This window comes from Acidovorax sp. Q11 (genome assembly GCF_054950075.1).
This window is the reverse complement of the sequence record NZ_JBUDZG010000012.1, coordinates 70,010-88,841: the sequence shown is the minus strand read 5'-3', so window position 1 is coordinate 88,841 and position 18,832 is coordinate 70,010. Positions and strand designations below refer to the sequence as shown.

Below are 18,832 nucleotides of genomic sequence, written 5' to 3'. Positions count from 1 at the left end.
GGCACTGCGTGCCTGGCATTGCTTGCGCAATGCACCGCTTGTTTTTGTGAAACAAACTTCTCATACGCGGCCTCCGCGCATGAGAAGCTTGTTTTCGTAGTCCACGCGCAGGACAACAGCCAAAGCCACCAGATTCATCAGGATCGCCGACCCGCCAAAACTCATCAGCGGCAGCGTGAGCCCCTTGGTCGGCAAGGCGCCCAGGTTCACGCCCATGTTGATAAAGGCCTGAAAGCCGATCCAGATCGCCACGCCCTGCGCGACGAGGCCGGAGAACACGCGGTCCAGCGCAATCGCCTGGCGGCCGATGTGCATGATGCGGCGGATCATCCAGAAGAACAGCACGATGAGGGCCAGCACGCCCACCAGGCCAAACTCCTCGCCGATCACGGCCAGCAGGAAGTCGGTGTGGGCCTCGGGCAGCCAGTGCAGCTTTTCCACGCTGCCACCCAGGCCCACGCCAAAAATCTCGCCCCGCCCAATGGCGATCAGCGAGTGCGACAACTGGTAGCCCTTGCCCAGCGCGTGCTGTTCGCTGAAAGGGTCGAGGTAGGCAAACACCCGCTCGCGCCGCCAGGGCGAGCTGGCGATCATGAGCGCAAAGGCCCCCACCAGCACACCCGCAATCAGGAAGAACATGCGCGCGTTGACGCCGCCCAGGAACAGGATGCCCATGGCAATCACGGCCACCACCATGAAGGCGCCCATGTCCGGCTCGGCCAGCAGTAGCACACCCACGATGGCCACGGCCGCGCCCATGGGTAGCACGGCGCGGAAGAAGCGTTCCTTCACTTCCATCTTGCGCACCATGTAGTCGGCCGCGTAGATCAGCACGGCAAACTTGGCCACCTCGGAGGGCTGGAAACCAATGGGCCCGATGGACAGCCAGCGCCGCGCCCCATTGACCACCTTGCCCACGCCGGGGATCAGCACCGCCACCAGCAGGAGCAGTGCCACCACAAACAGCCAGGGCGCCACCCGCTCCCACAGCAGCATGGGCACCTGAAACGCGAGCAGGGCCGCCACGAACCCCACCACCAGGTACATCATGTGCCGGGTGAGGAAATGGGTGGGCGAGTAGTTGGCAAACCGGGGGTTGTCCGGCATGGCAATCGACGCCGAATACACCATCACCAGCCCCCAAGCGAGCAGCGCCACCACCACCCACAAAAGGGTCTGGTCAAAGCCCAGCACACTTGCGGGTGTGCTGGAAGACTGGCGGTATTCGGTGCCGCCCACGCGCACGGGCAGCACATCGGCCGCCTTGCCGGGCAGGCCACCGAACCAGCCAGTCAGGCGTTGCAGCAAGGTGCTGGCGGGTGCCGTCATGCCATGCCCTCCGCCGATTGGCCTGCGTCGTCGGCCATGGCACGCACGGTGTCGCAGAAAACCTGCGCACGGTGTTCGTAGTCCTTGAACATGTCAAAACTGGCGCAGGCGGGTGACATCAGCACCGCGTCGCCCGCGTGGGCGCGCTGGGCGGCCAGTGCCACGGCCTCGGGCAGCGTGGGGGCGTCCAGCAGCGCCACACCGGTGTCCTGCAGCGCGGCGCGGATCAGTGGCGCGTCGCGGCCGATCAGCACCACGGCGCGTGCAAAGCGCGCCACGGGCGCGGCCAGGGGCGCAAAGTCTTGCCCCTTGCCCTCGCCGCCCAGGATGACCACCAGACGGCGCTCGGCGCCCAGCCCGACAAGCGCGGCCGCCGTGGCGCCCACGTTGGTGCCTTTGCTGTCGTCGAAGTACTCCACGCCCTGGATGATGGCCACGGGCTCCACGCGGTGCGGCTCGCCCCGGTATTCGCGCAGGCCGTACAGCATGGGCGCCAGCGGGCAACCCGTGGCCGAGGCCAGGGCCAGCGCGGCCAGTGCGTTGGTGGCGTTGTGGCGCCCCCGGATGCGCAGCGCGTCGGCGGGCATGAGCCGCTGGATGTGCAGCTCTTCCTCCACCTCATTGCGGCCGCGCTTGCGGGTTTCGTCGGCGTCATTGGCGCGCACCAGCCAGGGCATGCCACTCACGACCTCGATGCCGAAGTCGCCCGGGCGCCGGGGCATGTCGGCACCAAAGGTGATGTGGGCACGCACCTGGGGCTTTTGTAGCTTGACCTTGACGGGCGGCGGCAGCATCGCCATCACGGCCGGGTCTTCGCGGTTCAGGATCATCAGGCCGGCCTGGCCAAAGATGCGGGCCTTGGCGGCGGCATAGGCCTCGATGCTGCCGTGCCAGTCGAGGTGGTCCTGGGTGATGTTGAGTACCGTGGCGGCCGTGGGCTCGAAGCCCGTAACGCCATCGAGCTGGAAGCTCGACAGCTCCAGCACCCACACCTCGGGCAGCGTGTCGGCGTCCAGGTGCGTGGCCAGCGTGTCCAGCAGCGTGGGGCCGATGTTGCCCGCCACCGCCACGCTTTTGCCGGCGCGCTCCACCAGCTGGCCGGTGAGCGAGGTCACGGTGGTCTTGCCGTTGGTGCCGGTGATGGCCAGCACCGCAGGCGCATATGCATGCGAGGCGCGCAGTGCCGCCAGCGCATCGGCATACAAGCTTAATTCGCCCCCTGCGCGCACCCCATTTGCCTCAGAAGCTCCCAAAACAGGAGCAACCTGTTGTGGACTCAGCCCGGGCGAGCGGTAGACGGCCTGCAGGTTCTGCCCCACCACCAGGCTGGCATCGAAGGCGCCCGCCACGAAGCGGACCTGGGGCGTCTCCTGCTGCAGCGCGGGCAGCTGGGGCGGGGTCGCGCGGGTGTCGGCCACGGTGACCTGTGCCCCGCAGCGCACACACCAGCGCGCCATGGCCATGCCCGAGGCGCCCAGGCCCAGGATGAGGATATTCTGGCCCTGCAGCAGCTGGGCCATGGCCTCGACAGCACTGACAAGGGGCGCTGCGGGCAAGGCTTCTTCCTGCGCGTCCGCGTCTTGCATGGCGTCGGGCTCAGCAGCAGCGGGCCCTTCGGGGGCAGCCACCTCGGCAAAAATCTGGGCCACAAAATCGGCGGCGGCCTTGGCGGCCGAGATGGCAGGCACGGCCTCGGGGTTCCAGGCGGTGCTGGGGTTGCCCGAAGCTGGCGCTGCGGGGGAGTCGGCAGCGGGCGGTGGAACCTCGGCGTCGGCCGACGCTGTCAGCTCGGGCGCGGCTTCGTCCTGCAGGCCCATACCCGTATCCACACCAACATCCGCATCAGCGACTGGCTCGGCGCTCACAACACCTGGCACGCCCACGCCCAGCCCCGCCTCGGTCGGCGTGGCCTCATGCACACCCGGGGTGCCAGGGACGGTGGAGGGATCGTACGGGTTCATCGCAGTTTCAGGGTGGACAGGCCTATCAGGCACAGCAGCATGGTGATGATCCAGAAGCGCACAACCACCTGCGTTTCCTTCCAGCCGCTCTTTTCAAAGTGGTGGTGCAGCGGCGCCATCTTCAGCAGCCGACGGCCTTCGCCGTAGCGCTTCTTGGTGTACTTGAACCAGGTCACCTGCAGCATCACCGACAGGGCCTCGACCACAAAGATGCCACCCATGATGGCCAGCACGATCTCTTGCCGCACGATCACGGCGATGGTGCCCAGCGCGCCGCCGAGGGCCAGCGCGCCCACGTCGCCCATGAACACCTGGGCGGGGTGGGCGTTGAACCACAGGAAGGCCAGCCCCGCACCGGCCATGGCGGCGCAGAAGATCAGCAACTCGCCCGAGCCTGGAATGTGAGGGAAGAACAGGTACTTGGAATACACCGAGCTGCCGGTGACATAGGCAAACACACCAAGGGCCGAGCCCACCATCACCACGGGCATGATGGCCAGGCCGTCCAGGCCGTCGGTCAGGTTGACGGCATTGCTCGAACCCACGATGACGAGGTAGGTCAGGACCACGAAGCCCAGCACGCCCAGCGGGTAGCTGATCTCCTTGAAGAACGGCAGCTGCAACCCGGCCTTGGGGGGCAGGTCGAGAGAAAAGCCCGACTGCACCCAGGCCACGAACAGCTCCCACACCTTGGCGTTGGAGCTTTCAGAAATGCTGAATGCGAGGTACAGCGCAGCGATCAGGCCGATCACCGATTGCCAGAAATACTTCTCGCGCGAGCGCATACCCTCGGGGTCCTTGTTGACCACCTTGCGCCAGTCATCCACCCATCCGATGGCACCGAAGCCCAACGTGACGATGAGCACGATCCACACGAAGCGGTTGGACAGGTCGAACCACAGCAGTGTGGAAATGGCGATCGAAAGCAGAATCAGCACGCCGCCCATGGTGGGCGTACCGCTCTTGGACAGATGCGACTGCATCGCGTAGCCCCGGATGGGCTGGCCGATCTTGAGCGAAGTGAGGATGCGGATCACCTTGGGGCCTGCCACCAGACCGATGAGCAGCGCCGTCATGGCCGCCATCACCGCACGGAAGGTGAGGTACTGGAACACGCGGAAAAAGCCGAACTCGGGCGACAGCCCTTGCAGCCATTGCGACAGCATCAGCAGCATGGGGCACCTCCGGCCAAGGCTGGCACCACGCGGGCAATGTCAATGTGTTGCGCCATGGGGTCCCTCCAGTGATTCCATCGACTTTTGTTGTTGTTCTTGGGGTGGTGCAGCGGCTGCAATGGCCCCCACCACCTGTTCCATCTTCATGAATCGCGATCCCTTGACCAGCACGCTGCCCACCGTGGGCAGGGCCTGGCGCACTGCATCCAGCAGTGCACCCATATCGTTGAAATGCCGGGCGCCGCTGCCATAGGCCGAAGCCGCGTGCACCGACTGCGCACCCAGCGCAAACAGCAGAGGAATACCCGCCGAGTGGGCGAGTGCCCCGGCCTCGGCGTGGAACTCCGGCCCCTGATCGCCCACCTCGCCCATGTCGCCCATCACCAGCAACTGCGGGCCGGGCAGTTCGACCAGCACCTCGATGGCGGCGCGCATGGAGTCGGGGTTGGCGTTGTAGGTGTCGTCCACCACCGTGACCTCGCGGCCCGCCACTGCCACGCTGAACGCGCGAGAGCGGCCCTTGACCGGCGTGAAGTCGCGCAGCCCCTGCGCAATGGCGGCCAGCGGTGCGCCTGCGGCCAGCGCGCAGGCGGTGGCGGCCAGGGCATTGGTCACGTTGTGGCGGCCAGCAATGTGCAGGCGCGTGGCGACCTCGCCCCGGGGCGTGGCAATGGCCACCGCCCAGGCGCCGCGCTCCCAGGCGGCGCGCGCACAGCGGACATCGCCGCCCTCGCCAAACATGAGCGTGCGGCGGCCCGGCTGCGCCAGTGCCAGCGACTGCCACAGGCCCGTGTAGGCATCGCCCGCCGGAAACACCGCCACGCCATCGGCGGGCAGGCTGGCAAACACCGAGCCGTTCTCGCGCGCCACGGCCTCGACGGTGTGCATGAACTCCAGGTGCTCGCGCTGCGCGTTGTTGACCAGCGCCACCGTGGGCCGGGCCATGGCAGCGAGCTGGGAGATTTCGCCCGGGTGGTTCATGCCCATCTCGATCACGGCGGCGCGGTGTGCGGGCGTAAGGCGCAGCAGCATCAGCGGCACACCGATGTCGTTGTTGAAATTGCCCTGCGTGGCAAACGCTGCCTCGCCCTGCCAGGCGCGCAGGATGGACGCAATCATCTGCGTCACCGTGGTTTTGCCGTTGCTGCCGGTCACGCCGATCAGCGGCAGGCTGAACTGCGCTCGCCAGCCCGTGGCCAGCGCCCCCAGGGCGGTCAGGCTGTCGGGCACCTCGATGCCCGGCAGGCCCGCAGCGGCGAGGCCGCCATGGGCGATGGCCGCAGCGGCGCCCCCGGCGCGTGCGTCGGCCAGGAAGGCATTGGCGTCAAAGCGCTCGCCCTTGAGCGCCACGAACAAATCGCCGGGCTGCAAGGTGCGCGTGTCGGTGTGCACGCGGGCCAGGGCCGTGACGCCCTCGCCCACCAGGCGCGCGGCGGGGATCTGCGGCTGCAGCAGCGCCAACGCCTGTTGCAGGGTGAGCATGGTGCCGGGGGTGGCGCTCATGGACGGGCTCCTCGGGCCTGCAGCGCACCGAGCGCATGGGCCATGTCGGAGAACGGCTGGTGCACACCCGCCGTCTCCTGGGTGTTTTCATGGCCCTTGCCGGCAATCAGCACCACATCGGCGGGCGCGGCGGCAGCCACGGCAAGTGCGATGGCGGCGGCGCGGTCGGGCTCGGCCTGCACGGCGGTGCTGGCGATGGTGCCTTGCAGGATCTGGTGCAGGATGGCGGCAGGGTCTTCGCTGCGCGGGTTGTCGCTGGTCACGACCACCTGATCGGCCTGTTGCTGGGCGACGGCGCCCATCAGCGGGCGCTTGCCTGCGTCGCGGTCGCCTCCGCAGCCAAACACGCACCACAGCTGCCCGCCGCGCTCGGCAGCGATGGGGCGCAGGGCCAGCAGGGCTTTTTCCAGCGCATCGGGCGTGTGGGCGTAGTCCACGGCCACCAGGGGCTGGCCGCTCTGGTGGATCTGCTCCATGCGGCCCGGCACGGGCGAGAGTTGGGCGCAGGCGTACAGCGCGTGCTCCAGCGGCACGCCCAGCGCGCGCAGCCCGGCCAGCACGCCCAGCAAGTTGGAGACGTTGTACAGCCCAATCACGCGCGTCTGCAGCACATGCGCCTGCACGCCTTCGGCCACGGTGAAGCGCAGGCCACCGTCGCCCATGCCGATGTCGCGCGCGGCCAGCCGGGCGGGGCCGGTGACGGAGACGCTCCACAGATCCAGGTGGCGCCCGGCGAGCGTGGTGTGCAGCTCAGCCCCGCGCGCATCGTCGATGTTGACCACGGCGGCCTGCAGGCCCGGCCAGTCAAAGAGCATGCTCTTGGCCTGCCAGTAGGCAGCCATGCCCGCGTGGTAGTCCAGGTGGTCCTGCGTGAAGTTGGTGAACAGCGCCACCCGGATGCGGGTGCCCACCATGCGGTGCTCGGCCAAGCCGATGGAGGAGGCCTCAATGGCGCAGGCGCCACGGCCCGCATCGGCAAACTGCCGGAAAGCGCGCTGCAGGCGCACGGGGTCGGGCGTGGTCATGCCTGTGCTGGTGAGCACAGGGGGCGTTCCAATGCCCAAAGTACCTACTACCGCGCACCCATCATGCCCATACAGCTCATTTTTTGATAGCACATTGAGTGCTTCGGCCAGCCACCAGCTGGTGCTGGTCTTGCCGTTGGTGCCCGTCACGGCGAGCACGTCCAGGCCCTGCGTGGGGTGTTCGAACCAGTCGGCGGCAATCAGGCCCGTGGCGGCCTTCAGGCCGTGCAGTGCGGCGACGGGCAAGCCCGCCAACACAAACGCCTCGGCGCCTTCGTGCTCCACCAGGCAGGCCACGGCCCCGCGTGCGAGCGCATCGCCAATGTGCGCGCGGCCGTCGGTGGCGGCGCCGGGCCAGGCGATGAAACCATCGCCCGGACGGATCTGGCGGCTGTCGGTCTGCAGCGTGCCCGTGACACGCTCGCGCAGCCAGGCCACGGCGTCGTGCACCGAGGTGAGCAGGGGCAGTGGTGTGGCCGTCACAGCGACTCCTCCACCGCGTTGGCCACGATCTGCGGCTTGACGGCCATGTCGGGCTGCACGCCCATCATGCGCAGCGTCTGCTGCACCACTTCACTGAACACCGGCGCGGCCACGGCACCGCCGTAGTACACGCCGTTGCTGGGCTCGTCGATCATCACGGCCACGACGATGCGGGGCTTGTCGATGGGCGCCATGCCGGTGAACCAGGCGCGGTATTTGCCGATGGCGTAGTTCTTGCCGACCTGCTTGCGTGCCGTGCCGGACTTGCCGCCCACCGAGTAGCCCACGGTCTGCGCCTTCTGGCCCGTGCCGCCGGGACCTGCGGCCATCTGCAGCATCTTGCGCACCTGGTCAGCCGTGCGCTCGGAAAACACCGGCACCCCGACGGCGGGCTGGTCGGACTTGAGCATCGTCGCGGGGATCACGCGCCCGCTGTTGGCAAACACGGTGTACGAACGCGCCATCTGGAACAGGCTGGCCGACAGGCCGTAGCCATAGGACATGGTGGCCTGCTCCACGGGGCGCCAGGTCTTGTACGGGCGCAGCCGCCCGCTGACCGCACCGGGGAAGTCGATCTGCGGCTTCTGGCCAAAACCTGCGGCCGAGAAGGTCTCCCACATCTCGCGCGCGGGCATCTGCATGGCGAGCTTGGTGGTGCCCACGTTGCTGGATTTCTGGATCACGCCTTCCACCGTGAGCACGCCGTAGTTGTGCGTGTCCGAAATGGTGGAACCCGTGATGTTGATGCGGCCCGGGGTGGTGTCCACCACGGTTTCGGGTCGCACCCGGCCGCTTTCAAGCGCCAGGCCGATGGTGATGGGCTTCATGGTCGAGCCCGGCTCGAAGGTGTCGGTGAGCGCGCGGTTGCGCAGCTGCTCGCCCGTGAGGTTGTGGCGCTTGTCGGGCACGTAGCTGGGGTAGTTGGCCAACGCCAGCACCTCGCCCGTGTGGGCATCCAGCACCACCACGCTGCCCGCCTTGGCCTTGTGGGCCGTGACCTGGTCGCGCAGCTTCTGGTAGGCAAAGAACTGCACCTTGCTATCGATGGACAGCTGCATGTCCTTGCCATCCACCGGCGGCACGGTCTCGCCCACGCCCTCGACCACCCGGCCCAGGCGGTCCTTGATCACCCGGCGCGAGCCCGGCTTGCCCGCCAAATCCTTGTTGAAGGCCAGCTCCATGCCTTCCTGGCCATGGTCTTCCACGTTGGTGAAACCCACCACGTGGGCAGCCGCCTCGCCCTCGGGGTACTGGCGCTTGTATTCCTTGCGCTGGTAGATGCCCTTGATGTCGAGCTTGGCGATCTGCTGGCCCACGTCCCAGTCCAGCTGGCGTTTGACCCAGACGAAGGTCTTGTCCTCGTCGGCCAGCTTTTTCATCAGCTCGGCCTGGGGCATGTCGAGCAGCTTGGCCAGCTGCTTGAGCTTGGCGCGCACCTCGGGCTTGTCCTGGTCCACATCCTCGGGGATGGCCCAGATGCTGGCCGCTGGCACGCTGGACGCCAGGATCAGGCCGTTGCGGTCCAGGATCTTGCCGCGATTGGCGGGCAGCTCCAGCGTGCGGGCAAAGCGCACCTCGCCCTGGCGCTGGAAGAAATCGTTGCCAAACACCTGCACATAGGCCGCGCGCGCGCCCAGGCCCACGAAGCCCAGCGCGATCATCGCCACGATGAACTTGCTGCGCCAAACCGGCGTCTTGCTGGCCAGCAGGGGGCTTGCGGTGTAGACCACGCTGCGGCTCATGGCTGTGCGCTCCCGGGCTGCGCCGCGGTGCTGGCCGCTGCGACCGCCGCACCCTGCGGGTCGGACACGTACTGCGTGATGGCCGGCGTGGCCGTGCGCATTTTCAGCTGGTCGCGGGCGATCTTCTCCACACGCAGCGGCGTGGCCTGCGCACGTTTTTCCACCTGCAGACGCTGGTGCTCGGTTTCCAGGCGGCGCGCCTCGGCAATCGCGCGGTCCAGCTCGGTGAACAGGCGGCGTGACTCGTACTGGGTGTGCACCAGATAGATGGCACTGGCCAGCACGGCCACCAGCAGGACGAGGTTGAGCCTGGTCATATCAGACGGTGGCCGTGCGTTCGGCCACGCGCATGATCGCGCTGCGAGCGCGGGGGTTTGCCTCGACCTCGGCGGCAGAGGGCTTGATGCGGTCCAGCGCCACAAGCTTCATCGCCTGCGGCTTGGCAAAAGGCGCACGGCGGTCGTACACCTCCTTGGAGTGCTTGGCGATGAACTGCTTGACGATGCGATCTTCGAGCGAGTGGAAGCTGATCACCACCAGGCGCCCACCCGGCTGCAGCACCGAGAGGCTGGCCTCTAGCGCCTGTTGCAGCTCTTCAAGCTCGGCGTTGATGAAAATCCGAAGAGCTTGAAATGTGCGCGTTGCAGGGTTCTGGCCCGGCTCGCGGGTTTTGACCGCGCCAGCCACGAGATCGGCCAGTTCGGCGGTGGTTGCAAGAGGGCCCCGCTCTTCGCGCCGAGCAACAATCGCCTTTGCAATGGGGCCAGCAAACCGTTCTTCACCGTAGTCACGTATCACCTCCGCAATCTGACCGACTTCGGCCGTGGCCAACCAATCGGCCACGCTTTCGCCGCGCGTGGTGTCCATGCGCATGTCCAGCGGGCCGTCAAAACGGAAACTGAAACCCCTCTCGGGGCTGTCGATCTGGGGCGAACTCACGCCCAGGTCCATCAGCACGCCAGCGGCGCTGGCGGGCGGCAAATCGGCCAGATGGCGAAAACCCTCGTGCCGAATGGAAAAACGCGCATCGGTGATGCGCGTTGCTTCGGCGATGGCTTCGGGGTCCTTGTCAAACGCGACAAGACGCCCTTGGGGGCCCAGCCGCAGCAGGATGCGCCGCGAGTGCCCCCCCCGCCCGAAGGTGCCGTCCACCCAAGTGCCCGCAGGCTCAGGGCCCGCGCCGCCCAGCAAGGCGTCCACGGCTTCTTCGAGCAGGACGGTGGTGTGTTGCAAAGGAGTGGATGTCATGGTCAGAAGGAGAAGTCCTTGAAGACATCCGGCATCTCGCCCTGCATGGCCTTGGCCTCCTGCTCGTCGTAAGTGGCCTTGTCCCAGAGTTCGAAGTGGTTGCCCATGCCCAGCAGCATGGTGTCCTTGGAAATACCGGCCGCCTCGCGCAGCTCGGGGGAAATCAGCACGCGGCCCGTGGCGTCCATCTCCACGTCCATCGCATTGCCCAGAAAGATGCGCTTCCACCACTGGGCGGACATGGGCAATTGGGCAATGCGCTCGCGGAACTTCTCCCACTCAGGGCGGGGGAACACCATCAGGCAGCCATGCGGGTGTTTGGTGATCGTGAGCTGGCCCGCTGCGGTGGCCGCGAGCACGTCACGATGCCGGGTCGGCACGGACAGCCGACCCTTCGCATCGAGACTTAGCGACGAGGCACCTTGAAACACGGACAGATTCCCAGTTTGGTTTTGCGCCTCGCAGGCCCGGGAACGGACTTTGAGGGCACTTTTCACCACTTAATTGCACTTTTTTGCACTGTAGCAGGAAAAGCACACCGAACAAGAGGGTGTCCACCAAACTTTGGTAATGAAATCAACAACTTAGGCGCGACTTTGCAGCCCACAAAGGGCCAAAAGTTGTTGAAAAAGAAGAGCTTACAGAAGCCTATGAAAGTGACCTCTCAAGACCGGGACGTATCGTCACAGGATGTAGCGCGACAGGTCTTCGTCCTGGCTCAGGGTCTGCAGACGGGTATCCACGTAAGCCGCATCCACGGTCACCGTCTGCCCCGACAGGCGCGCCGCATCAAAACTGACCTCATCGAGCAAGCGCTCCATGACGGTGGACAGCCGGCGTGCGCCGATGTTTTCGGTGCGCTCGTTCACGTCAAAGGCGATGTGCGCAAGGCGCGTGATGCCCTCGGGCGCAAACTCCAGCGTGACGCCCTCGGTGGCCAGCAGCGCCTGGTACTGCTTGACCAGCGAGGCATGCGTCTGCGTGAGGATGGCCTCGAAGTCCTGGACCGACAGCGACTCCAGCTCCACACGGATCGGGAACCGCCCCTGCAGTTCCGGGATCAGGTCGCTGGGCTTGGACAGGTGGAACGCGCCCGAGGCGATGAACAGGATGTGGTCCGTCTTGATCATGCCGTACTTGGTGGAAACCGTCGTGCCCTCCACCAGCGGCAGCAGGTCGCGCTGCACGCCCTGGCGTGACACGTCCGCCCCGCTGCTTTCCTGCCGCGCAGCCACCTTGTCGATTTCGTCGATGAAGACAATTCCGTTCTGCTCGGCGTTCTGCACCGCCCTTGTCTTGATCTCTTCCTCATTCACGAGCTTGGCCGCCTCTTCGTCGGTGAGCAGCTTCAGTGCTTCCGCGATCTTGAGCTTGCGCGCGCGGCGCCGGTCCTGGCCCATCTGGCTGAACATGCCGCGCAGTTGCTCGGTCATTTCCTCCATGCCCTGCGGGCCCATGATCTCCAGCGGCGCGCGGGCCTCGGCCACATCGATCTCGATCTCCTTGTCGTCCAGGGCACCTTCGCGCAGCTTCTTGCGGAACACCTGCCTGGCAGTGCTGTCGGCCGCAGGCTCGGAGCCCGTGGCGGCACGGGCGGGCGGGATCAACACGTCCAGGATGCGCTCCTCGGCGGCGTCTTCGGCGCGCATGCGCACCTTTTTCATCTCGGCCTCGCGCGTTTGCTTGACGGCCATCTCGGCCAGGTCGCGGATGATGGAATCCACGTCCTTGCCCACATAGCCCACCTCGGTGAACTTGGTGGCCTCGACCTTGATGAAGGGAGCGTCCGCCAGCCGCGCCAGGCGTCGCGCGATCTCGGTCTTGCCCACGCCGGTGGGGCCGATCATGAGGATGTTCTTGGGCGTGATCTCGTGGCGCAGACTGCCTTCGACCTGCTGGCGGCGCCAGCGGTTGCGCAGCGCAATGGCCACAGCGCGCTTGGCGCTGGCCTGGCCCACGATGTGGTGGTCGAGTTCGGAGACGATTTCCTGGGGGGTCATGGAGGACATGCGGGGCCTGCCTTCAAATTCAAAGCAAAAACAGCCGCCTGCGCTCAATGGATAAGCGCAAACAGCTATCAAAATGTGAGTAAACGCACCTCGCCGCCTTACAGCGTTTCGATGGTGTGGTTCATGTTGGTGTAGATGCAGAGCTCGCCCGCAATTTCGAGCGACTTCTTCACGATCTCCTGTGCGGACAGATCGGTGTTGACCAGCAGCGCCTTGGCGGCCGAGTGCGCGTAGGCGCCACCCGAGCCGATCGCCACGATGCCCTGCTCGGGCTCCAGCACATCGCCATTGCCCGTGATGATGAGCGAGGCGCTTGCATCGGCCACGGCCAGCATGGCTTCGAGGCGGCGCAGCACGCGGTCGGTGCGCCAGTCCTTGGTGAGTTCGATGGCCGCGCGCGTCAGGTGGCCCTGGTGCTTTTCCAGCTTGGCCTCAAACCGCTCGAACAGCGTGAAGGCATCGGCCGTGGCGCCCGCAAAACCCGCCAGCACCTTGCCGTGGTAGAGCTTGCGCACCTTGCGCGCCGTGCCTTTGACCACGATGTTGCCCAACGTGACCTGGCCGTCGCCGCCAATGGCGACCTGGATGCCTGTGGGCGTCTGGCGGCGCACACTGAGGATGGTGGTGCCGTGGAACACCGGGGTGGTTTGAGATGAGTCCATAGCTGGCGCAGGTGGGGGCGCGGACGCCACTTTCAAGCCAAGATGGCGCCACACGCTACAAGCCAACCCACGCCACTGTACGCAGCCGCCAAACTGGCACTGCCGAGGTCAGTGCCCCCCGTGCAAGGGCCGCCAAGCCGCGGATGCGGCGCTTCGCTTGCGTGCACTGGGGGCGTCCCCCTCAGGGGGAAGGCGCGAAGCGACTCAGGGGGAGTCAATTCTTCCGCGGAACCACCCAGGCGTGTTCGTTGATGCCGATCACGTTGAAGAAAATCGCCACCAGCCGCTGCAGGTTGTGGAACTGCACCACATGGCCATGCCCTTGTTGCTCGGCCGCCCAGTTGAGCACCGAGCCCGCCGCCGCAAAATCCACGCGGATGAGCTTGTCGCAGGCAATGGTCAGGGGCACGCCGGGCCGCAGGAAGGCCTCGAAAGGCTGCAGCAGCGGCGTGGCATCGCCGTCGATGTGGCCACTGAGCTGGGCCACGGGCCCGGACTCCAGCGGCGCGGGCGCGGACAGCTCGCCCAGGTCGGAGGCCATGAAATCGCTGTCGGCCGCCAGGGGCGCTGCGCCGGAGGACACGCCTTCGTTGTCGGAATACCCGCAGCGTGGCGACACCCAGGACGGGGGCGAGACCTCGTAGGTGACGCAGTAGTCCAGCGCCACCAGCTCGAACTCATCGGGCTTGCCCATGAGCCGCATCATGGCCATGCGCAGACGCCACCATTCGGGGCTGTTGGACCGGTCGCCCGACTGGGTCTTGGCGTCGAGCAGGGCGTTGAGTTTTTCCACCCCCGAAAACACCAGCTGGCCTTCGCGGTCGGACCACTGCGAGACCAGGTCGGCCAGCAGGGGCACCGCCGCCTCGTCGATGCCGGTGAGGCGCGACCAGGACAGCGTCCAAGGGGACGCTGCGCGTGCCAGCGAGGCCTGCAGGGCGGCCACCGAAGACACCGCGAGCGTGGGGGGCGCATTCCAGCTGAAATCGCGGCGCATGCTGGCTGCAGGCGCGGCCTCTGCCGCACCTGCGGCGGGGGCGGCCGCAGCCACCATCCCGAGCAGCTCCGGCATCGAGAACCACAGGGGGGCCGAGCGGCTGTACTGGGCCGCAAAGTCGATGGCCAGCGCATCAAAACGGTCGTGTTGCCCGGTGGCGCGGTACAGGTCAAACAGCGTCATCCAGATTTCAAGCTGCTGCTCGGGCTCGTCCTGCTGGTGCTGGGCCAGCACATCCAGCAGGCCGGACTCTGCACCCGCGTGGTCACCGTTGGCAAACCGGATGGCGGCTTCTTCTAGGTCGGGTTCGTGCACGAATTCCTCCGGTTCGAATGCGGTCGCGGGCGCTGCCGCAGGGGCCGCAGGGCTGAAGGACGCCTCGACAGACTGGTGGTTGCCCGCGAGCATCTGCGCATCGGTGCCACCAAACTTGCCAATGGCCATGCTGTCATCGGCAAACAGCGGCTGGACAGCGGCCTTGTTGTCCAGCGGCGCAGGCAGGCTGCCAGGGGCTGTGGGGGCATAGGCTCTGGCGTGCGCGGAGTCGGAGGGCTCCGCGCTGGATCCGGGCATCACACCGGGCTGGGTGGGGGCATCGGCTCCCTGCTTGCTCTTCCACCACTGCTGCGACATCTGCGCCTCGATCTCGTCGATCTTCTTGAGCGTGACGGCGCGCTCATCGGGCGAGGCCATACTGCTTTGAAAGAACGAGGGGCGGCCGGCAGCATCTTCCACGCGCTGGCCTTGCAGCACTTCGCGCTGGCGCAGCTTGCGCAGCTGATCGAACTCGCGGCGCCGCACGAAGTCGTTGCGGCGCTTGCGCTCGATCATCTCCTTGAGCATCTGCTTGCTGTACTGACTCTCCCGGTCGTCCTGGATGGAGTCCAGCTCCGTCCAGTTCACGGTGGGATTCTTCACGAACCGAACCACCTTCGATAGTAGGCCGCCGGGGGTGGTTTCTTCCTTGCTCATGGCTCAGGGTACAGGGGAGAGTGCGCAGCGATGATCGTCATCAGGCCGTGGGGCCCGATCAGTCTCCGAACATCTTCTGCTTGAGTTCGCGGCGCTGCTGCGCTTCCAGCGACAGGGTGGCCGTGGGGCGGGCGATCAGTCGGCCCGTGCCGATGGGCTCGCCGGTCTCGTCGCAGTAACCGTAGTCACCAGCGTCGATGCGAGCGATGGACTGCTCAATCTTCTTGAGCAGCTTGCGCTCGCGATCACGGGTGCGCAGCTCCAGGGCATGCTCTTCCTCGATCGTGGCGCGGTCGGCCGGGTCGGGCACCACCACGGTGTCTTCCCGCAGGTGTTCGGTGGTTTCGCCAGCGCTGTTGTGGATGTCCTGCTTGAGCTGAACGAGCTTGAGGCGGAAAAACGCCATCTGCTTGTCGTTCATGTACTCGCTGTCAGGCATGGCCATGACTTCAGCGTCGGTCAGCTCGGCGGCAGACTTGGTTTTCCAGTTGTTCGCCAGCTTGGGGTCTTTTTTGGCAGCCGTGAAAGTGGGCTGCGCTTGCGCGGTCGTGGGCATGGTATGTAGATAACTGGCTTTGGCAGCGGTGGACGCCACTGCCTGTGCCATGGATGGTACGGTCAATTGGGCCAATCGGGAAGAAGGCCGGGTTGTGCGCACGGGTACCTGCAAGTCGGCCGGTGCGGCAGGGCTGGGCGCCGAGGCTGCCACAGCGGGGCTGGCCGCCTTGGCCACAACAGCTTTGGGGGCCGCCGCTGCTTTGGGTGCGGCCGCTGCCACTTTGGCCGCAGCGGCTTTGGCGGCTGGCTTGGGTGCCGTTGCAGGGGCTGCAGCGGCGGGCTTGGTTGCCTTCGTGGCCGCCTTGGGTTTGCTGGTGTCGGCTTTCACTTCCTGGTCTCCTCGCTGTACGGGCGGGCCCTTGGCCGCTCTCACGGCCCGGGACTGGTGGCAAGCCTTGGGTGGTTTTACCGGGGCGCGATTGTATCGACCTGGGCTGACGCAAACAGAAACGTTGCGGATACAACACAGATCGGGCCGAATCGATGCCCCGACACCGGCGAAGGGGGGTCAGATCAGGCTCTGCTCCAGCCCCTGCAGGAAGATGTCCTTGGGCAGGTCGATGCCAATAAAGACCATCTTGCTCACCCGGGGCTCGCCCTCGGCCCACTGGGGGCCCAGGTCGCTGCCCATGAGCTGGTGCACACCCTGGAAGATCACCTTGCGCTCGGTGCCCTTCATATTAAGCACGCCTTTGTAGCGCAGCATGCGCGGGCCATAAATGTTGACAATCGCCCCGAGAAAGTCTTCGAGCTTGGCCGGGTCGAAGGGGCGATCCGAGCGGTACACAAAACTCTTCACATCGTCGTCATGGTGATGGTGGTGGCCATGCCCATGGTCGTGCTGGTGCGAGGGGTGGTTGCAGTGCTCGCCATGCTCGTGGTCGTGATCATGGTGGTCATGCCCGTGCTCTTCTTCCTTGAGGAAGTCCGGGTCGATGTCCAGCTTGGCGTTGAGGTTGAAGCCGCGCAGGTCCAGCACCTCCTTGAGCGGCACCTCGCCAAAATGCACTGCCTTGATGGGTGCACGCGGGTTCATGTGCTTCAGGCGGTGGATCAGTGCATCGGTTTCCTCGGCGCTGACCAGGTCGGTCTTCGACAGGAAGATCTGGTCCGCAAACCCCACCTGGCGGCGCGCTTCCTGGCGGTCGTTGAGCTGCTGGGGCGCATGCTTGGCGTCCACCAGCGTGATGATCGAGTCGATGAGGTAGGTCTCGGCGATTTCTTCGTCCATGAAGAAGGTCTGCGCCACCGGGCCGGGGTCGGCCACGCCGGTGGTCTCGATCACGATGCGGTCGAACTCCAGCAGGTTCTTGCGCTTCTTGGCGGCCAGCAGTTGCAGGGTTTCGCGCAAGTCTTCGCGGATGGTGCAGCAGATGCAGCCATTGCTCATCTGCACGATCTGCTCCTTGGACTCGGTCACGAGGATGTCGTTGTCGATGTTTTCTTCACCGAACTCGTTCTCGATCACGGCAATCTTCTGGCCGTGGGCTTCGGAGAGCAGGCGCTTGAGCAGCGTCGTTTTGCCCGAGCCCAGGAAGCCGGTGAGGATGGTGACGGGGATCAGTGCCATAAATCTGTCTTTCAAGGGGTCAAATACTTGCCCTGCAGCCCAATGCAGCAGGCTGCAGGGCCCCGCACAGGGGGCGTTTTTTCAGTGTACCGAGGCTGTCAAGCCCCTGCCGGGAGCCGCCGGGTTCACCCTTTGCGCATCACGACCAGGCCCTTGAGGTACTCCCCTTCCGGAAACTCCAGCGTCATCGGATGGTCGGGCGCGCCGCCCAGGCGCTCCAGAATGAAGCCATCCACGCCCGCATCGGCCCCGGCCGAGGCCACGATCTTGTGGAACAGGTCGGCGCTGATGCCGCCCGAACACGAGAAGGTGAACAGCACGCCGCCGGGCGTGAGCAGCTGCAGTGCCAGGCGGTTGATGTCCTTGTACGCCCGGGCCGCACGGTCGGCGTGGGCCGCAGTGGGCGCAAACTTCGGTGGGTCCAGAATGATGGCGTCGAACCGCTGGCCTTCCTTGAGGAACTGGCGCAGTGAGGCGTTCACATCGGCATCGAGGAAGGTGGCCCGGTTCGGATCGAAACCGTTGAGCGCCACATGGGCGCGGGCGCGCTCCAGGGCCGGGCCCGAAGAATCGATGGAGGTCACATGCCCGTCGGCCACGGTGCCTGCCGCACGCATGCCCGCCAGCGCCGCCACGCTGAAGCCGCCGGTGTAGCAGAAGCAGTTGAGCACATGCTTGAAGCCCAGGCGCTGCGCGTAGTCGGCAAACTGCTTGCGGCTGTCACGCTGGTCCAGGTAGAAGCCGGTCTTGTGGCCCTCGGCGATGTTGAGGGTCAGGCGCCACTGGTGTTCGCGGATGGTGAGTTCAAGCGGCGGCCCTTCGCCATCGCCCACCGCGCCCGTGGGCCCGCCGCGCAGCCAGCCTGTGGCGGGCTGGAGGCCTTCCAGTGCACGCACGCTGGCGTCCGAGCGCTCGTACAACTTGGTCAGGCCCGTCTCGCGCAGCAACGCATCGGCAATCACGCCTTTCCAGCGCTCAGTGCCTGCGCTGGTGAACTGCGCCACCAGCGTATCGCCATAACGGTCCACGATAAGCCCGGGAAGGCCGTCGGATTCGCCGTGCACCAGGCGCACGCCATCACTTTGCACATCAAAACGGGCTCTGGCAATGATGGAACGTGCGCAAGCAGCTATGAAAAACGGGGCATCAATGCGCTGCGCCTCGTCAAAGCTCCACACCCGCGCGCGGATGCGCGAGCTGGGGCTGTAAGCGGCCCAGGCCAGGAACTGACCTTCGTGCGACTCCACGCGCACGGTCTCGCCGCTGTCGCCGCCGCCTTTGGCGATGGCCGATTCAAAGATCCAGGGGTGGCGGCGCAAGAGCGAGCGCTCTTTGCCAGGGCGAAGGCGAAGGGTTTTCATGCCCGGATTGTGCGGGTTGCCGGGCAACCACACGCCCCAGCAGCGCAAAAAACAGCGCCTGCAGGTCACCCGCTCAGGGGGTCTGCGCAAAACCGCTCTTTGATTGGCAGCAAAAATTCCTTGCCAATTCCGTGGCGAGTGATACACCTGCCACCTGTCTCAGAGCCTGTTCAAAGCGCGGCAGTACAACCCATCAGGAGCGGTACCCCATGAACTTCAGCCACCTGAAAATCTCCA

At 66.0% G+C, this 18,832-nt stretch carries 15 protein-coding genes; all 15 read right to left on the bottom strand.

The window, feature by feature from the left end:
- Positions 1–60 precede the first annotated feature (60 nt).
- Entirely contained in the window at positions 61–1,329 is a 1,269-nt protein-coding gene (gene ftsW, locus ACYZGB_RS11990; RefSeq protein ID WP_063460080.1) for a putative lipid II flippase FtsW, read from the bottom strand.
- Positions 1,326–3,290 carry a UDP-N-acetylmuramoyl-L-alanine--D-glutamate ligase gene (gene murD, locus ACYZGB_RS11985; protein ID WP_462388492.1) on the bottom strand — a complete coding sequence of 655 codons (1,965 nt, stop codon included), beginning with the start codon at positions 3,288–3,290 and terminating at the stop codon, positions 1,326–1,328. Before murD ends, ftsW begins: the two co-directional genes overlap by 4 nt.
- Entirely contained in the window at positions 3,287–4,465 is a 1,179-nt protein-coding gene (gene mraY, locus ACYZGB_RS11980; protein ID WP_462388490.1) for a phospho-N-acetylmuramoyl-pentapeptide-transferase, read from the bottom strand. The genes murD and mraY overlap by 4 nt, the downstream gene beginning before the upstream one ends.
- 39 nt (positions 4,466–4,504) lie before the next feature.
- Positions 4,505–5,947 carry a UDP-N-acetylmuramoyl-tripeptide--D-alanyl-D-alanine ligase gene (locus tag ACYZGB_RS11975; RefSeq protein ID WP_462388546.1) on the bottom strand — a complete coding sequence of 481 codons (1,443 nt, stop codon included), beginning with the start codon at positions 5,945–5,947 and terminating at the stop codon, positions 4,505–4,507.
- Between the two features lie 17 nt (positions 5,948–5,964).
- On the bottom strand, positions 5,965–7,476 hold the full coding sequence (locus ACYZGB_RS11970) for a UDP-N-acetylmuramoyl-L-alanyl-D-glutamate--2,6-diaminopimelate ligase (RefSeq protein WP_462388488.1): 1,512 nt from the start codon (positions 7,474–7,476) through the stop codon (positions 5,965–5,967).
- Positions 7,473–9,218 (bottom strand): peptidoglycan D,D-transpeptidase FtsI family protein, encoded by a 1,746-nt coding sequence (locus ACYZGB_RS11965; RefSeq protein ID WP_462388487.1) that lies wholly within the window; start codon positions 9,216–9,218, stop codon positions 7,473–7,475. The genes ACYZGB_RS11970 and ACYZGB_RS11965 overlap by 4 nt, the downstream gene beginning before the upstream one ends.
- Positions 9,215–9,535: a cell division protein FtsL gene (gene ftsL, locus ACYZGB_RS11960; RefSeq protein WP_063460075.1), complete on the bottom strand. Its 321-nt coding sequence runs from the start codon at positions 9,533–9,535 to the stop codon at positions 9,215–9,217. Before ftsL ends, ACYZGB_RS11965 begins: the two co-directional genes overlap by 4 nt.
- A gap of 1 nt (position 9,536) precedes the next feature.
- Complete coding sequence (gene rsmH, locus ACYZGB_RS11955; RefSeq protein WP_094288663.1) at positions 9,537–10,466, bottom strand: 16S rRNA (cytosine(1402)-N(4))-methyltransferase RsmH; 930 nt, start codon at positions 10,464–10,466, stop codon at positions 9,537–9,539.
- 2 nt (positions 10,467–10,468) lie between these two features.
- Positions 10,469–10,897 carry a division/cell wall cluster transcriptional repressor MraZ gene (gene mraZ / locus ACYZGB_RS11950; protein WP_063460073.1) on the bottom strand — a complete coding sequence of 143 codons (429 nt, stop codon included), beginning with the start codon at positions 10,895–10,897 and terminating at the stop codon, positions 10,469–10,471.
- Between the two features lie 252 nt (positions 10,898–11,149).
- Positions 11,150–12,475 carry an ATP-dependent protease ATPase subunit HslU gene (gene hslU / locus ACYZGB_RS11945; RefSeq protein ID WP_462388486.1) on the bottom strand — a complete coding sequence of 442 codons (1,326 nt, stop codon included), beginning with the start codon at positions 12,473–12,475 and terminating at the stop codon, positions 11,150–11,152.
- 98 nt (positions 12,476–12,573) lie between these two features.
- Positions 12,574–13,137, bottom strand: coding sequence for an ATP-dependent protease subunit HslV (hslV, locus tag ACYZGB_RS11940; RefSeq protein ID WP_462388484.1), 564 nt, complete (start codon positions 13,135–13,137; stop codon positions 12,574–12,576).
- Positions 13,138–13,351: 214 nt separating this feature from the next.
- Positions 13,352–15,106 (bottom strand): STAS domain-containing protein, encoded by a 1,755-nt coding sequence (locus tag ACYZGB_RS11935; protein WP_462388483.1) that lies wholly within the window; start codon positions 15,104–15,106, stop codon positions 13,352–13,354.
- Between the two features lie 58 nt (positions 15,107–15,164).
- Complete coding sequence (gene dksA, locus ACYZGB_RS11930) at positions 15,165–15,992, bottom strand: RNA polymerase-binding protein DksA (RefSeq protein WP_462388481.1); 828 nt, start codon at positions 15,990–15,992, stop codon at positions 15,165–15,167.
- 180 nt (positions 15,993–16,172) lie between these two features.
- Positions 16,173–17,234 (bottom strand): CobW family GTP-binding protein, encoded by a 1,062-nt coding sequence (locus ACYZGB_RS11925; protein WP_462388480.1) that lies wholly within the window; start codon positions 17,232–17,234, stop codon positions 16,173–16,175.
- Between the two features lie 125 nt (positions 17,235–17,359).
- Positions 17,360–18,595 carry a class I SAM-dependent rRNA methyltransferase gene (locus tag ACYZGB_RS11920; protein WP_462388478.1) on the bottom strand — a complete coding sequence of 412 codons (1,236 nt, stop codon included), beginning with the start codon at positions 18,593–18,595 and terminating at the stop codon, positions 17,360–17,362.
- Positions 18,596–18,832 lie beyond the last annotated feature (237 nt).

Excerpts from the sequence above, each read along its gene's own strand:
- ACYZGB_RS11965 (WP_462388487.1), bottom strand. The coding sequence starts at position 9,218 with ATGAGCCGCAGCGTGGTCTACACCGCAAGCCCCCTGCTGGCCAGCAAG.
- hslU (WP_462388486.1), bottom strand. The coding sequence starts at position 12,475 with ATGTCCTCCATGACCCCCCAGGAAATCGTCTCCGAACTCGACCACCAC.
- hslV (WP_462388484.1), bottom strand. The coding sequence starts at position 13,137 with ATGGACTCATCTCAAACCACCCCGGTGTTCCACGGCACCACCATCCTC.
- ACYZGB_RS11925 (WP_462388480.1), bottom strand. The coding sequence starts at position 17,234 with ATGGCACTGATCCCCGTCACCATCCTCACCGGCTTCCTGGGCTCGGGC.
- rsmH (WP_094288663.1), bottom strand. The coding sequence starts at position 10,466 with ATGACATCCACTCCTTTGCAACACACCACCGTCCTGCTCGAAGAAGCC.
- ACYZGB_RS11975 (WP_462388546.1), bottom strand. The coding sequence starts at position 5,947 with ATGCTCACCCTGCAACAGGCGTTGGCGCTGCTGCAGCCGCAGATCCCC.
- ACYZGB_RS11920 (WP_462388478.1), bottom strand. The coding sequence starts at position 18,595 with ATGAAAACCCTTCGCCTTCGCCCTGGCAAAGAGCGCTCGCTCTTGCGC.
- murD (WP_462388492.1), bottom strand. The coding sequence starts at position 3,290 with ATGAACCCGTACGATCCCTCCACCGTCCCTGGCACCCCGGGTGTGCAT.
- ftsL (WP_063460075.1), bottom strand. The coding sequence starts at position 9,535 with ATGACCAGGCTCAACCTCGTCCTGCTGGTGGCCGTGCTGGCCAGTGCC.
- mraY (WP_462388490.1), bottom strand. The coding sequence starts at position 4,465 with ATGCTGCTGATGCTGTCGCAATGGCTGCAAGGGCTGTCGCCCGAGTTC.
- ACYZGB_RS11935 (WP_462388483.1), bottom strand. The coding sequence starts at position 15,106 with ATGAGCAAGGAAGAAACCACCCCCGGCGGCCTACTATCGAAGGTGGTT.
- ftsW (WP_063460080.1), bottom strand. The coding sequence starts at position 1,329 with ATGACGGCACCCGCCAGCACCTTGCTGCAACGCCTGACTGGCTGGTTC.